The following is a 15,330-nucleotide window of genomic DNA, read 5'->3' on the forward strand; positions in this document are numbered from 1 at the left end:
ACATTAACGTGTGGCTTTTTACGTTCAAATTTTTCCTTCGCCATTTCAATAACCTCGTTAACTTTTATTGTTTCTTAATAATTGCTTCAGCAATGTTGGTTGGTGCTTCCGCGTACTTAGAAAATTCCATAGTATATGTTGCTCTTCCTTGAGTCGCAGAACGTAAATCGGTCGAATAACCAAACATCTCTGCCAATGGAACTTCTGCCCTTACAATTTTTCCTGCTGGGGAATCTTCCATCCCTTGGACCAGACCACGCCGTCTGTTAAGGTCACCCATAACATCCCCCATATAATCTTCAGGGGTGACGACTTCAACGCTCATTATAGGCTCAAGCAAAACTGGTTTAGCTTTTAATGCACCTTGCTTGAAGCATTGTGAACCAGCGATTTTAAATGCCATTTCACTAGAATCCACTTCGTGGAATGATCCATCAAACAATGTGACTTTTACATCCACAACTGGATATCCAGCAATAACACCATTTTGCATCTGCTCTTGAACCCCTTTATCAACAGCAGGGATGTATTCTTTAGGAATAACACCACCAACAATAGCATTGATAAATTCATAACCTTTACCAGGCTCTTGGGGCTCTATTTTCAACCAAACGTGACCGTATTGACCACGTCCACCTGATTGTCTTACAAATTTGCCTTCTTGCTCTACAGGTTGTTTCAGTGTTTCGCGATAGGCAACTTGAGGCTTTCCAACATTAGCTTCCACATTAAACTCACGTTTCATGCGGTCAACAATAATTTCCAGATGAAGCTCACCCATTCCTTCAATAATGGTTTGGCCAGATTCTTCATCGGTATGAACTCTAAACGATGGGTCTTCTTGAGCTAATTTACCTAAAGCAATTCCCATTTTTTCCTGGTCCGCTTTAGTTTTTGGTTCAACAGCTACTGCAATCACAGGATCTGGGAAATCCATTCTTTCCAAAATGACAATATGATCGGTGTCACAAAGTGTATCACCAGTTGTTACTGTCTTCAGACCTACTGCTGCCGCAATATCACCTGCTCTTACTTCTTTAATCTCTTCGCGTGAATTGGCATGCATTTGTAATAAACGGCCAATACGTTCTCTTTTCTCTTTTACTGAGTTGTATACGGTGTCGCCACTCTTTAAAACACCGGAATAAGCTCTAAAATAAGTTAATGTACCTACAAACGGGTCCGTCGCAATTTTAAATGCCAACGCTGAAAAAGGTGTATCGTAACTGGTTTTACGAGAAGCAGGATCACCATGTTCATCAATACCTTGAACATCAGGAATATCAATTGGTGAAGGCAAATATTCAATTACACCATCCAGAACTGCTTGAACACCTTTATTTTTAAAAGCAGATCCGCAGAAAACAGGAACGATTTGGTTGCTGATAGTCAACTGACGCAATGCCTGTTTAATTTCTGCTTCGTTAAGCTCTTCACCCTCAAGGTATTTTTCCATGAGGTCTTCAGTAGCTTCTGCAGCAGCTTCAATGAGCAGAGCACGATATTCTTCACATTGCTCTTTAAGATCTGCCGGAATGTCTTTATATTGAAAAGTCATTCCTTTATTTTCTTCATCCCAATGAATTGCTTTCATTTTAATTAGGTCAATAACCCCTTTAAACTCTTCTTCAGCACCAATGGGTAATTGAACCACAACAGGGTTTGAACCTAACCTTTGTTTAATTTGGCTGACAACACGAAGGAAATTAGCCCCCATACGATCCATTTTATTAACGAATACGATACGTGGTACTCCATATTTGTTTGCCTGACGCCAAACTGTTTCAGATTGTGGTTCTACACCTGATACCGAATCGAATACAACAACAGCACCATCTAGTACGCGCAGTGACCGCTCCACTTCGATCATAAAATCGACGTGCCCTGGGGTATCGATAATGTTGATACGATGGGGCTCAAACTGCTTGTCCATACCGGACCAATAACAAGTTGTTGCTGCTGAGGTAATAGTAATGCCGCGCTCTTGCTCCTGAACCATCCAGTCCATAGTTGCAGCACCGTCATGAACTTCACCAATCTTATGAGACATTCCAGTATAATACAGTACACGCTCAGTTGTGGTAGTCTTTCCAGCATCAACGTGGGCTGCAATGCCTATGTTTCTATAAAGTTTTAATGGAGTAGACACGGATTACCTCTCTTTTAATTCCATCTAAAATGAGCAAACGCCTGGTTCGCCTTGGCCATTTTATGCGTATCTTCACGTTTTTTCACAGCAGAACCCTTGCTTTCATAGGCATCCATCAGTTCTCCAGCTAAACGTAACATCATTCCCTTTTCACCACGACCACGAGCAGCCTGAACAATCCAGCGCATGCCTAAAGCAATACTGCGATCAGTTCTTACTTCAACAGGCACCTGATATGTTGCACCCCCAACACGGCGTGAACGAACTTCAACGCTTGGGCGAACATTATCCAAAGCCTCTTCAAAGTAGCGGAGAACTGTAGCAGAACCACTTGCAGAACCTGAATCACCTTCTTGTTCGTCAGACTTCTTCAGCTTCTTGACTCGCTCTTCTAAAACAGATAAAGCGCCGTAGGTTATTTTCTCAGCAGTAGATTTTTTACCGCTGACCATTAATACGTTAATAAATTTTGCTAACAATTCACTATGATGTTTAGGATCTGGCAAAATTTCTCTTTTAGGGACTTCTCTTCTTCTAGGCATTTCAATTTCCTACAATCAGTTATTTTTTATCTTTTGGTTTTTTTGTACCGTATTTAGAACGACCTTGTTTACGATCATTAACACCAGAGGTATCCAAACTACCTCGTACAGTGTGGTAACGCACACCAGGTAAATCCTTAACACGACCACCTCTAATTAGAACAACTGAGTGCTCCTGGAGGTTGTGGCCTTCACCACCAATATATGATGAAACTTCAAATCCATTCGTTAAACGTACACGAGCAACCTTACGCATAGCTGAGTTAGGTTTTTTAGGTGTAGTAGTGTAAACGCGTGTACATACACCGCGTCTTTGTGGACATGATTCCAGTGCTGGTACGTTACTTTTCTTCTTTACGTCCACACGAGGCTTTCTTACTAACTGATTAATAGTAGCCATTTATACTTAACTCCGATCTGTCTCTTTTGATTATTTCGAATGCATAAGGAGGCCGGATTCTATATAGCTACGGCAGATTTGTCAAGTTTAATCTGCCGTTTTCGAATCCGAACTAGTGTTCTTGATTGTCTGCGTTTAATGCTTCACTTAACGCATGTTCAACATCACTTGCAGTAACGGTATGCACTGGGTGCTCACCGGCTGCAGCCTTAGCTCTTTTTGCCTTACGGCTTTGATGATATGCATAGCCAGTTCCTGCCGGAATCAAGCGTCCAACCATCACGTTTTCTTTCAAGCCACGTAAATCATCAACTTTACCACTTACAGCAGCTTCAGTTAGAACTCTTGTTGTTTCTTGGAATGAAGCAGCTGAAATAAATGACTCGGTTGCCAAAGAAGCCTTGGTAATACCCAACAATATGGGTGTACCGCGAGCTGGCTGTTTCCCTTCAGCAATAAGTTTGTCATTTTCTTGCAATAGAGCACTTTCCTCTATTTGCTCTCCTACCAAGAATTTAGAATCCCCAGCAAAAGTAATAACTCGTTTGCGTAACATTTGTCGTACAATTACTTCGATGTGTTTGTCATTAATTTTCACACCTTGTAAACGGTATACGTCCTGTACTTCATTTACAATGTAATTTGCTAATGCGCCGACACCGAGCAAGCGTAAAATATCATGCGGATTGAGTGCACCTTCGGCGATAATTTCACCGCGCTCAACATGCTCCCCTTCGAAGACAGAAATATGTCTCCATTTAGGTATCAATTCCTCATGAGATTGATCTTCAGAAACATTAATAATCAACCTTCTCTTACCTTTTGTTTCCTTACCAAAGCTAACCATACCTGAAACTTCAGCCATAACCGCTGAATCTTTCGGCTTGCGCGCCTCAAACAAGTCAGCCACTCTTGGCAGACCCCCTGTAATATCGCGTGTTTTGGAGCGTTCTTGAGGAATACGAGCGATAACATCCCCAATACCCACATGGCTGCCATCCTCAAAATTGACGATAGCATCAACGGGTAAATAGTATTGAGCAGGAACGTTAGTACCAGCGAGGTAAATCTCTTCACCATTTTCACCAACGAGCTTTACCATAGGCCGTAAATCGCGACCTGCAGCACTTCGTTGTTTCGCATCAATTACTACGATGTTGCTTAATCCGGTTAATTCATCCGTTTGCCGATTCATGGTAATACCATCAATTAAATCAACAAATTTTAGATATCCGCTTACTTCAGAAATAACTGGGTGCGTATGTGGATCCCAGGTAGCAATTACTTGCCCAGCCTCAACAGGTGAATTATCTTGAACAGAAATCACAGCACCATATGGAAGCTTATAGCGTTCACGCTCACGTCCAAATTCATCTACAATGGTTACTTCACCAGAACGGGAGACAGCAACCAGATTTTTATTTTCATGAGTTACGGTTTTAATGTTATGTAACCGAATAACCCCTTTAGTTTTTATCTGAATATTATTGGCAGCCGTTGCTCTTGATGCAGCACCTCCGATATGGAAAGTACGCATGGTTAACTGAGTTCCGGGTTCACCAATTGACTGGGCGGCAATAATACCTACAGCTTCACCAGTATTAACTAGATGTCCTCTCGCCAAATCACGGCCATAACATTTAGCACACAAACCAAAACGGGTTTGGCAGGTAATTGGTGAACGAACCATAATTTGGTCCACACCTTGTTTCTCTAACTTCTCTACCCACTCTTCATCCAGTAATGTACCTGCGGTAACTACTGGTTCACTTTGATTTGGAATATAAACATCGGCGGCTACAACTCGTCCAAGTACACGCTCATGTAAAGGCTCAACAATATCTCCGCCTTCAATCAACGGTTGCATTAAAATCCCTGTATCGACACCGCAATCGTCTTCGGTAATCACAACATCTTGGGCAACATCAACAAGACGACGTGTCAGGTATCCGGAGTTAGCTGTTTTTAACGCGGTATCCGCCAAACCTTTACGCGCACCGTGAGTCGAAATAAAGTACTGGAATACGTTCAAACCTTCACGGAAGTTTGCGGTAATTGGCGTTTCAATAATAGAACCGTCAGGTGCGGCCATCAAACCACGCATACCAGCAAGCTGTCTTATTTGCGCCGCAGAACCCCGTGCTCCAGAGTCAGCCATCATAAAGATTGGGTTGAATGACTCTTGTCTTACTTTATTTCCTTTGACATCCACAGCTTCTTCGGTTGCTATTTTGGTCATCATTGACTTGGCAACCAATTCGTTGGTTCTGGACCAAATATCAATAACCTTATTGTATCGCTCACCATTGGTTACCAGACCTGAGCGGAATTGTGATTCAATTTCTCGGACTTCATTATCTGCATGTTCAATAATGCTGGCTTTATCATCAGGTATCTCCATATCTTCAATACCTATAGATACACCTGAGCGTGTTGCATACTTAAATCCGGTATACATCAATTTGTCAGCAAAGATTACGGTTTCTTTTAAACCAAAATTTCGATAGCAACTGTCAATAACCTTAGAAATTACCTTCTTGGTCATTGTACGATTTATCGTTGCGAAGGTCATGCCTTTAGGTAGTACCTCGGCAAGAATTGCGCGTCCTACAGTTGTCTCTACTAAATGATGTCCTTCCTCACTTTCCTTAGGCATACGAATTTTAATTTTCGCATGAATGTCAAGATGGCCTGACTCATAAAAATTCTGTGCTTCCTGAGCACTAACAAAAATTTTGCCTTCGCCTAAAGCATTGACTTTTTCGCGAGTAAGGTAGTACAACCCGAGTACAACGTCCTGGCTAGGAACAATGATTGGTTCACCGCTCGCAGGTGACAAAATATTGTTGGTAGACATCATAAGCGAACGTGCTTCAAGCTGTGCTTCCAAAGTCAATGGCACATGTACGGCCATTTGGTCCCCGTCAAAGTCAGCGTTGTAAGCGGTACAAACTAGTGGATGAAGCTGAATCGCCTTGCCTTCAATCAATACTGGTTCAAACGCTTGAATACCCAACCGGTGTAATGTAGGTGCACGGTTTAAAAGGATAGGATGTTCGCGAATCACATCATCCAGAATATCCCAAACCACAGATTCTTCACGCTCAACCATTTTCTTGGCTGCTTTAATTGTTGTAGCCAAGCCACGGAATTCCAGTTTACTGAAGATAAATGGCTTAAATAATTCAAGAGCCATTTTTTTCGGGAGACCGCACTGATGAAGTTTCAGAGTCGGACCTACCACAATTACTGAACGGCCTGAATAGTCTACCCGTTTTCCTAACAGGTTTTGACGGAAACGACCTTGTTTTCCTTTAATCATATCTGCTAGAGATTTAAGAGGTCTTTTGTTTGTACCTGTAATAGCACGGCCACGACGTCCGTTGTCCAATAAGGCATCAACTGATTCTTGCAGCATTCGTTTTTCATTACGCACAATAATATCAGGTGCATTCAAATCCAAAAGCCGCTTCAACCGGTTGTTTCGGTTAATAACCCGACGATATAAGTCATTGAGATCTGAGGTAGCAAACCGGCCGCCATCCAACGGAACCAAGGGTCTTAAATCGGGTGGAAGAACAGGCAATACATCCATGATCATCCACTCGGGCTTATTCCCAGAATCATAAAATGCTTCAAGCAATTTCAATCTTTTGGTGATTTTCTTAATTTTCGTTTCGGAGCTGGTTGTTGGCAGTTCTTCACGCAAGTTCTTGATTTCTTCTTCCAAATCAACTTGACGCAGTAAATCACGAATTGCTTCCGCACCCATACGCGCGTCAAATTCATCGCCGTATTGTTCCATCGCATCAAGATAGACTTCATCATTGAGCAACTGGCCGCGCTCAAGTTCGGTCATTCCGGGGTCAACAACCACAAAAGCTTCAAAATAAAGAACCCGTTCAATATCCCGTAAAGTCATATCCAGTAATAAACCAATCCTGGAAGGTAATGACTTCAGGAACCAGATATGTGCAACCGGGCTAGCAAGTTCAATGTGCCCCATACGTTCACGACGTACTTTTGCCAATGCAAGCTCAACACCACATTTTTCACAAATAACTCCGCGATGTTTGAGACGTTTGTATTTACCACATAAACATTCATAATCTTTTACTGGACCAAAGGTTTTGGCGCAGAATAGACCATCACGTTCTGGTTTGAACGTACGGTAATTGATTGTTTCTGGTTTCTTTACTTCACCATATGACCATGAACGAATTAGCTCAGGAGAAGCCAATGCAATTTTAATTGCGTCAAATTCTTCGCTTTGTCCCTGTTGCTTTAAGATGCCAAGCAAGTCGCTCATCACAGGGGCTTTTCTCATTGGTTCATTCATTGGATCGTCGTTTAGAGTACTCAAGTCTATGCCTCCAAAAATTGTTAATCAGTATATAACGCTGAAAATTAATCGTGTTCGAGTTCGATATCGATTCCCAATGCGCGAATTTCTTTCAATAATACATTGAACGATTCTGGCATTCCTGGGTCCATACGATGATCGCCATCAACAATATTTTTGTAGATTTTTGTTCTACCTCCAACGTCGTCTGATTTCACAGTCAACATTTCCTGTAATGTATAAGCTGCACCGTATGCTTCGAGCGCCCATACCTCCATCTCCCCGAAGCGTTGACCTCCAAACTGTGCTTTACCACCAAGAGGTTGTTGGGTTACCAAGCTATAGGATCCGGTTGAACGAGCATGCATCTTATCATCAACTAAATGGTTCAGTTTTAACATGTACATGTAACCTACTGTTACAGGGTTATCAAATTTGCTTCCAGTTCTACCATCTATCAAGAATGTTTTACCATCAGAAGACAAATCTGCCAGTTGTAACATGCTTTTTATTTCTTCTTCAGAAGCCCCATCAAACACTGGTGTTGCCATAGGTACGCCAGACCGCAAATTATCAGCTAATCTGTATATCTCTTCATCATTTAAAGAATCCAGATGTACTCTTTGGACACCGTCATGGTTGTATATCTTATTCAAGAAGGAGCGGATTTCGGTTGCATTTTGTTTTGAATCCAACATTTGTGCAATCTTATTACCTAAACCTTTTGCAGCTAAACCAAGATGTGTTTCCAGTACCTGTCCGATATTCATACGTGAAGGTACGCCTAATGGGTTAAGAACGATATCTACAGCCGTTCCATCTTCCATATGAGGCATGTCTTCAACAGGGACCACAATGGAAATAACCCCTTTGTTTCCATGTCGACCAGCCATTTTATCTCCAGGCTGAATTCGTCTCTTCACTGCAAGATACACTTTAACAATTTTTAATACACCAGGAGCCAGATCATCACCCTGAATTATTTTCTTGCGGCTGTCGTTAAAGCGTTTTTCCATTTCTTTTGACAACATTTCAAGTTGTTTTGAAAGTTGTTCTAGTTGTTGGCTTATCACATCGCTTTCAAGACGAATATCAAACCATTTTTCGCGCCCTATTTTATCAAGATATTCTTGGTTTATTTTGGAACCTGGTTTCAGGTTTCCTGGGCCGCCAGTAGCTACTTTATCAAGAATAATGTTTGCTACACGGTGGTAGATGTCCTCTTCACGAATACGACGCTCATCAACTAAGTCTTTACGTACGCGTGCCAGATGCTCTTCTTCAATGCTTTTAGCACGTGCATCTTTTTCCAGGCCATCACGAGTGAATACTTGAACGTCGATAACAGTACCGTTCATTCCTGATGGAACGCGCAGGGAAGAATCTTTAACATCTGAAGCCTTTTCACCGAAAATAGCACGTAACAATTTTTCTTCAGGAGTAAGTTGGGTTTCACCTTTAGGGGTAACTTTTCCAACCAAAATATCGCCAGCTTTAACTTCTGCGCCAATGAACACGACCCCAGACTCATCAAGATTGGATAACGCTGACTCACCTACGTTTGGAATATCGGCTGTAATTTCTTCGGTACCTAATTTGGTATCACGAGCAATACAGGTTAACTCTTCGATGTGAATCGTAGTGAAGCGGTCATCTTGTACAATACGCTCTGATATGAGAATAGAGTCCTCGAAGTTATATCCGTTCCAGGGCATAAAGGCGACTAACAGATTTTGACCTAATGCCAACTCACCCATATCAGTACAAGGACCATCGGCTAGGATGTCACCTTTTTGAATGACGTCGCCTGTATTAACTATGGGACGTTGATTAATACATGTATCCTGGTTTGAACGGAAATATTTGGTCAGGTTGTAAATATCTACCCCGGTTTCACCTGCTGTAGTCTCATCGTCATTCACACGCACAACAATACGGGAGGCATCCACAAGATCAATTACTCCACCACGTTTTGCCACGACAGACACACCTGAGTCTGAGGCAACAATACGCTCCATTCCAGTCCCGACAAGAGGTTTCTCGGAACGTAAAGTAGGAACAGCTTGTCGCTGCATGTTTGATCCCATCAAAGCGCGGTTCGCATCATCATGCTCCAGGAATGGAATTAATGAAGCAGCAACAGATACGATCTGCTTTGGAGAGATATCCATGTAGTTAATATTGTCCGGTGTAGTTAACGAGAATTCGTTTTGATGTCTACATGGCACTAAATCGGCAAGAATATTTCCGTCTTTATCCAGAGCAACGCTTGATTGTGCGATGTATTGATCAACTTCTTCTATAGCTGATAAATATTCAATTTCATCGGTGACTCGGCCGTTAACTACTTTGCGGCATGGAGTTTCAATAAATCCGTAATCATTTGTTCTTGCATAAACAGACAATGAATTAATCAAACCGATGTTTGGACCTTCAGGTGTCTCAATAGGACAAACGCGGCCATAGTGTGTGGTATGTACGTCACGAACCTCAAATCCTGCGCGTTCACGTGTCAATCCGCCTGGGCCTAATGCAGAAACCCTGCGCTTATGGGTAACACCAGATAATGGATTAACCTGATCCATGAATTGCGATAACTGACTGGAACCGAAGAATTCTTTAATTGCAGCCGAAACAGGTTTCGCATTAATTAAATCTTGTGGCATCAAATTTTCAGATTCCACCAGGCTCAAGCGCTCTTTGACAGCGCGCTCAACGCGCACGAGCCCCACTCTGAATTGGTTTTCGGTCATTTCACCAACACTTCGCACCCTTCGGTTACCGAGGTGGTCGATATCGTCTACCATGCCAATACCATTTCTAATGTCGATTAATGTCTTGATAACAGCCATTATATCTTCTTTAGTGAGGGTACCTGGACCATCATCATTTTTTCTGCCAACCCGTCGGTTAAATTTCATTCTACCGACAGCAGATAAATCATACCGTTCATCAACAAAGAATAAGTTTTTAAACAAAGCTTCTGCAGCTTCTTTAGTTGGTGGCTCACCGGGACGCATCATACGATAAATTTCAACAAGCGCCTCAAGCTGGCTTGACGTGGGATCGATTTTCAGGGTGTCTGATATATAGGAACCATGATCCAAGTCATTGGTATAAATCATATCAAATTCGTGGATGCCGGTAGACGCCATCGTATCAAGTAACTCATCAGTTACTTCATCATTTGCCTGAGCTATAGACTCTCCAGTTAAAGTATCTATTATATTTTTAGCTAAGGTTTTTCCTATTAAATAGTCACGTGGAACGATCAGATCTTTCATCTGAGCTTTTTCCATTTGCTTAATATGACGTGCAGTAATACGTCTGCCTTGTTCTACAATAAGTTCGCCAGTTTCAGGAACATGGATATCAAATGAGGCAATCTCACCACGTAATCTTTGTGGGATTAGATCAATATGATATTCGCCATTTTTAAGATGGCAGCTGGTCATTTCAAAAAATTCATTTAGGATATCTTCGGTTTCATATCCTAAAGCTCTTAATAGAATACTTACTGGTAGCTTGCGCCTTCTATCAATTCGGACATAAACACAATCTTTGGGATCAAATTCAAAATCCAGCCAGGAACCACGGTAGGGTATAATGCGTGCAGAATATAATAACTTACCTGATGAATGAGTCTTACCTTTATCGTGCTCAAATATAACACCAGGAGAACGATGTAATTGAGAAACAACTACTCTCTCGGTACCATTGACTACAAAAGTACCCACATCAGTCATTAAAGGGATTTCCCCCATAAAAACATCTTGTTCTCTTATATCTTTAATAGGCTTAGGATCTTCGCTTGCATCTTTATCCAGAACAACAAGTCTGATTTTAACTCTCAATGGTGCAGAATAGGTTAAGCCTCTTAATTTGCATTCACGTACATCAAATGCTGGTTCACCTAACTTATAACCCACATATTCTAATCGTGCATTGCCAGAAAAGCTTTCGATGGGGAACACAGAAGAAAATGCTGCATGCAATCCTGTATTAAAGTGTTCGTTTGACTTGCTATCAGCCTGAAGAAAATCCCTGTAGGATTTAAGTTGAATTTCAAGCAGATTTGGTATCGCCATTTTATCGGCCTGCTTACCAAAGCTTTTGCGAAATCGTTTTTTCTCAGCATGCGAATATTGAGGTTTAGCTTCTGCAACGGCCATGGTGTTTCCTCTGTAAATTATTGATGACTTCAAACACGTAAACCCAGCCATGAAACCATGGCTGGGTCCAATCTCACTGATATAGCTTTATTATTTAACTTCTACTGAAGCACCAGCTTCTTCAAGTTCTTTCTTGATGTTAGCAGCTTCGTCTTTAGATACAGCTTCTTTAATTGTTGAAGGAGCACCTTCTACCAAGTCTTTAGCTTCTTTCAAGCCAAGACCAGTGATACCACGAACCGCTTTAATCACGTTTACTTTGTTAGCACCGAAACTGGTCATAACAACTGTAAACTCAGTTTGTTCTTCAGCAGCGGCAGCAGCACCACCAGCAGCTGGAGCAGCAACTGCAACAGCGGCAGCGGCAGCTGAAACGTTGAATTTCTCTTCCATTGCTTCGATTAATTCAACAACTTCCATAACAGACATATTTGCTATGGTTTCTAAAATATCATTTTTTGACACAGCCATTACTAGCTCCTGATTTAAAATTAATTTAATTGATTAAATGAGATTTAACCTGCTTTTTTATCTTTTACTGCTGCTAAGGTTCTTACTAATTTAGCATGTGGCTCAGCAAGAGTTCTGACAAATTTCTCAATTGGCGCTTTCATCACATACATCAACTTGGCAATTGCTTCATCACGAGTCGGTAAGCTGGCAACAGCATCAATTTGATCTGCTTTATAAACTTTTCCGCCTACAGATAATGCTTTAATCTCAAGTTTGTCAAATGTCTTGGTGAAATCTTTAAGCAGTCTTGCGGCATCACTAGGTGCTTCCAGTGATAATGCAATAAACAACGGCCCAACGAGCAAGTCATTCAAGCATTCAAATTCAGTGTTTTTAAAAGCTCTTCGTGTTAAAGTATTTCGTACCACACGGAGATAGACACCGGATTTGCGCGCTTCACTACGTAAATGCGTCATTTGATTTACGGTTAAACCACGATAATCAGCAACTACTGCCGAAATAGCCTTTGAGGCGACCGCAGTCACTTCTTCTACTACAGCTTTTTTTGCAGCTAAATTTAATGTCACGTTACTGACCTCCTAATGTATACAAATCTCAAGGATTTGCCAGTTATGGTGGCCGTCTCTATTATTTAAATTGGAGCCGGTTCACCGTCTGCGCAGGAAATTAAGCGTTAGCACCTGCGGTCTTCGACGGCATGGAACCAAATCTATGCCGTGAATTCCTAAAAAATGGGTGGCTATATTACACAGGTATTGATGAAATATCAATAGCTATACCAGGTCCCATTGTTGTAGACAAAGAAATTTTCTTTAAATATTGACCTTTAGATGAAGTTGGCTTGGCCTTTTTCAGGTCATTAATTAATGCAACAATATTTTCAATTATGTCTTCAACAGTAAAATCGACCTTGCCTACTGTGCAATGAATAATACCATTCTTGTCAGTTCTATAGCGTACTTGACCTGACTTAGCATCTTTAACTGCGGCTTCGACATTCGTAGTAACTGTTCCAACTTTAGGGTTTGGCATTAAACCTCTGGGGCCTAAGACCTGACCTAACTGACCAACAATACGCATAGCGTCGGGTGTAGCAATAACCACATCGAAATCCATTGCACCACCTTTGATTTTATCAGCCAAATCTTCAAAGCCGACAATATCTGCACCAGCATCTTTAGCCTTAGTAGCGTTTTCACCTTGGGCAAACACCGCAACACGGACTACTTTTCCAGTACCTTTAGGTAAGTTGGTTGATGAACGAACTACTTGGTCTGATTTACGAGGATCGACCCCTAAATTAACACTGATGTCCAAGCTTTCACGAAATTTAGTTGAAGCAAATTGTTTTAAAAGGTTTATTGCTTCACTAGCACTGTATAAATGATTTGTTTTAATTGTCTCTAAAATCTTTTTTTGTTTTTTAGATACTTTAGCCATGGCAATCCCCTTATTCTAAACCTTCAACGTCAATACCCATACTGCGCGCAGTACCTGCAATACTTCTGACTGCTGCTGCTAAGCTTGCTGCAGTTAAATCAGGCTCTTTAATCTTCGCGATTTCTTCAAGTTGTTTGACGTTAAGTTTTGCCACTTTTTTAGTGTTCGGTGTTCCACTTCCGCTTTGAATTCCCGCGGCTTTTTTCAGAAGAACTGATGCCGGAGGTGTTTTAGTAATGAAGGTGAAGCTACGATCACTGTATACAGTGATTACAACTGGAGTAGGTAACCCTTGCTCCATTTGCTGGGTAGCGGCGTTAAACGCTTTACAGAATTCCATAATGTTAACACCACGTTGACCTAAAGCGGGACCGACTGGTGGGCTTGGGTTTGCTTTACCGGCTGGAATCTGTAACTTAATATATGCTTCTACTTTTTTTGCCATGTTTACTCCTTATGGGTTCATACGCTAAGTGTTTAAAGCAAGTGATACTTTCTTTACACTAAAGCTCCCCGTACACAAAAGCCCTGAGTAATTTTCATTTAAACACTAATGCTTAAAAAAATTATCAGGGCACCATGGTGGAACTAGGTTTTCTCAACTTGACTAAACTCCAGTTCCACTGGAGTAGAGCGTCCAAAAATTAACACTGCTACTCTTAATCTGTTTTTCTCATAATTGACTTCTTCAACTACTCCGTTAAAGTCAACAAAAGGACCTTCCTTGACTCGAACCACTTCTCCCGGTTCAAAGAGAATTTTTGGTCTTGGTTTGGTAACACCATCTTCGACACGTTGCATAATTGCACGAGCTTCTTTATCGGTAATGGGAGTAGGGGTCTGGCTGGTCCCACCAATAAATCCTAGAACTCTGGGTATCGCTCTGATCATGTGCCATGTTTGATCATCCATAACCATGTTTACTAAAACATAGCCAGGGAAAAACTTACGAGTACTTTTGCGTTTTTGACCTGAACGCATTTCAACAACTTCTTCTGAGGGTACGACAACCTCACCTATTTTATCCTGTAAATTATGGTGTTGCGCTCGTGACTTAATTTCGCGCATGACGAAATTTTCATAACCTGAATACGCATGTACAACGTACCATTGCTTCGATTTGTGTTCTTCTACCGAATTGTTTTCTTCCACCGAATTCACCCTAAATGCGTAATTTTAGCAATTGCCCACATCATCACTGAATCGACTCCCCAGAGTATAAATCCGGTTACTGCAACCATAACGATTACAATTGTTGTTGTTTGTATCGTTTCTTGGCGAGTTGGCCAAACGACTTTTAACAGTTCAACTTTTGACTCTTGAGCAAATTTATATACGTGTTTGCCTGCGGAGGTCATATAGGAAAAAAATAAAGTCAACAATAACCATACAAGCCATATAATTGACTGAATGGGAGCTGAAAAAGTATAGTAATATGTGCAAAAAAATGCCACTGCAGTTATTAGAACTACAGAGGTCCATGATAATACATCTTTTGTATTACTTTGATTTTCGTTCGAACTTTTCATATTCACTTGTACGTTGGCAGGCCAGGAGGGAATCGAACCCCCAACCTGCGGTTTTGGAGACCGCCACTCTGCCAATTGAGCTACTGGCCTAAATTAATTGGCATGAAGTATTTCTTCATGCCAACGCAATTTAACTTTATTATTCGATGATTTTTGCAACAACACCGGCACCAACTGTACGTCCACCTTCACGAATTGCGAAACGTAAACCTTCATCCATCGCAATAGGAGCATGCAAGTTAATAGTTAATTGTACGTTATCACCAGGCATTACCATTTCTA

At 41.4% G+C, this 15,330-nt stretch carries 12 protein-coding genes and 1 tRNA gene; all 13 read right to left on the bottom strand.

The window, feature by feature from the left end:
- Positions 1–64 precede the first annotated feature (64 nt).
- Positions 65–2,149 carry an elongation factor G gene (gene fusA, locus KYQ_RS13700; protein ID WP_010654835.1) on the bottom strand — a complete coding sequence of 695 codons (2,085 nt, stop codon included), beginning with the start codon at positions 2,147–2,149 and terminating at the stop codon, positions 65–67.
- Between the two features lie 14 nt (positions 2,150–2,163).
- On the bottom strand, positions 2,164–2,691 hold the full coding sequence (gene rpsG / locus KYQ_RS13705) for a 30S ribosomal protein S7 (RefSeq protein ID WP_010654836.1): 528 nt from the start codon (positions 2,689–2,691) through the stop codon (positions 2,164–2,166).
- Positions 2,692–2,710: 19 nt separating this feature from the next.
- Entirely contained in the window at positions 2,711–3,091 is a 381-nt protein-coding gene (gene rpsL / locus KYQ_RS13710; RefSeq protein WP_010654837.1) for a 30S ribosomal protein S12, read from the bottom strand.
- A 112-nt stretch (positions 3,092–3,203) separates the two neighbouring features.
- Positions 3,204–7,400 carry a DNA-directed RNA polymerase subunit beta' gene (gene rpoC / locus KYQ_RS13715; protein WP_010654838.1) on the bottom strand — a complete coding sequence of 1,399 codons (4,197 nt, stop codon included), beginning with the start codon at positions 7,398–7,400 and terminating at the stop codon, positions 3,204–3,206.
- 98 nt (positions 7,401–7,498) lie between these two features.
- Positions 7,499–11,605: a DNA-directed RNA polymerase subunit beta gene (gene rpoB / locus KYQ_RS13720; protein ID WP_019350184.1), complete on the bottom strand. Its 4,107-nt coding sequence runs from the start codon at positions 11,603–11,605 to the stop codon at positions 7,499–7,501.
- Between the two features lie 90 nt (positions 11,606–11,695).
- Positions 11,696–12,076: a 50S ribosomal protein L7/L12 gene (gene rplL / locus KYQ_RS13725; protein ID WP_019350185.1), complete on the bottom strand. Its 381-nt coding sequence runs from the start codon at positions 12,074–12,076 to the stop codon at positions 11,696–11,698.
- A gap of 44 nt (positions 12,077–12,120) precedes the next feature.
- Positions 12,121–12,645, bottom strand: coding sequence for a 50S ribosomal protein L10 (gene rplJ / locus KYQ_RS13730; protein ID WP_010654842.1), 525 nt, complete (start codon positions 12,643–12,645; stop codon positions 12,121–12,123).
- 178 nt (positions 12,646–12,823) lie between these two features.
- The gene (gene rplA, locus KYQ_RS13735; RefSeq protein ID WP_010654843.1) at positions 12,824–13,519 is read right to left on the bottom strand and encodes a 50S ribosomal protein L1; all 696 of its coding nucleotides are present in this window, start codon (positions 13,517–13,519) and stop codon (positions 12,824–12,826) included.
- Between the two features lie 10 nt (positions 13,520–13,529).
- Positions 13,530–13,964, bottom strand: a complete 435-nt coding sequence (gene rplK, locus KYQ_RS13740) for a 50S ribosomal protein L11 (RefSeq protein WP_010654844.1) — start codon at positions 13,962–13,964, stop codon at positions 13,530–13,532.
- Between the two features lie 143 nt (positions 13,965–14,107).
- Complete coding sequence (gene nusG, locus KYQ_RS13745; protein ID WP_010654845.1) at positions 14,108–14,671, bottom strand: transcription termination/antitermination protein NusG; 564 nt, start codon at positions 14,669–14,671, stop codon at positions 14,108–14,110.
- 5 nt (positions 14,672–14,676) lie between these two features.
- Positions 14,677–15,048, bottom strand: a complete 372-nt coding sequence (gene secE, locus KYQ_RS13750; protein ID WP_019350186.1) for a preprotein translocase subunit SecE — start codon at positions 15,046–15,048, stop codon at positions 14,677–14,679.
- Positions 15,049–15,062: 14 nt separating this feature from the next.
- Positions 15,063–15,138 (bottom strand) — tRNA-Trp (locus KYQ_RS13755).
- A 49-nt stretch (positions 15,139–15,187) separates the two neighbouring features.
- On the bottom strand, positions 15,188–15,325 hold the full coding sequence (locus KYQ_RS19725) for an EF-Tu C-terminal domain-related protein (protein WP_432419138.1): 138 nt from the start codon (positions 15,323–15,325) through the stop codon (positions 15,188–15,190).
- Between the last annotated feature and the right edge of the window lie 5 nt (positions 15,326–15,330).

The organism is Fluoribacter dumoffii NY 23 (assembly GCF_000236165.1).
Classification (GTDB): domain Bacteria; phylum Pseudomonadota; class Gammaproteobacteria; order Legionellales; family Legionellaceae; genus Legionella; species Legionella dumoffii.

Excerpts from the sequence above, each read along its gene's own strand:
- rpoC (WP_010654838.1), bottom strand. The coding sequence starts at position 7,400 with ATGAGCGACTTGCTTGGCATCTTAAAGCAACAGGGACAAAGCGAAGAA.
- rplK (WP_010654844.1), bottom strand. The coding sequence starts at position 13,964 with ATGGCAAAAAAAGTAGAAGCATATATTAAGTTACAGATTCCAGCCGGT.
- secE (WP_019350186.1), bottom strand. The coding sequence starts at position 15,048 with ATGAAAAGTTCGAACGAAAATCAAAGTAATACAAAAGATGTATTATCA.
- rpoB (WP_019350184.1), bottom strand. The coding sequence starts at position 11,605 with ATGGCCGTTGCAGAAGCTAAACCTCAATATTCGCATGCTGAGAAAAAA.
- rpsG (WP_010654836.1), bottom strand. The coding sequence starts at position 2,691 with ATGCCTAGAAGAAGAGAAGTCCCTAAAAGAGAAATTTTGCCAGATCCT.
- rplA (WP_010654843.1), bottom strand. The coding sequence starts at position 13,519 with ATGGCTAAAGTATCTAAAAAACAAAAAAAGATTTTAGAGACAATTAAA.
- rplL (WP_019350185.1), bottom strand. The coding sequence starts at position 12,076 with ATGGCTGTGTCAAAAAATGATATTTTAGAAACCATAGCAAATATGTCT.
- rpsL (WP_010654837.1), bottom strand. The coding sequence starts at position 3,091 with ATGGCTACTATTAATCAGTTAGTAAGAAAGCCTCGTGTGGACGTAAAG.
- KYQ_RS19725 (WP_432419138.1), bottom strand. The coding sequence starts at position 15,325 with ATGGTAATGCCTGGTGATAACGTACAATTAACTATTAACTTGCATGCT.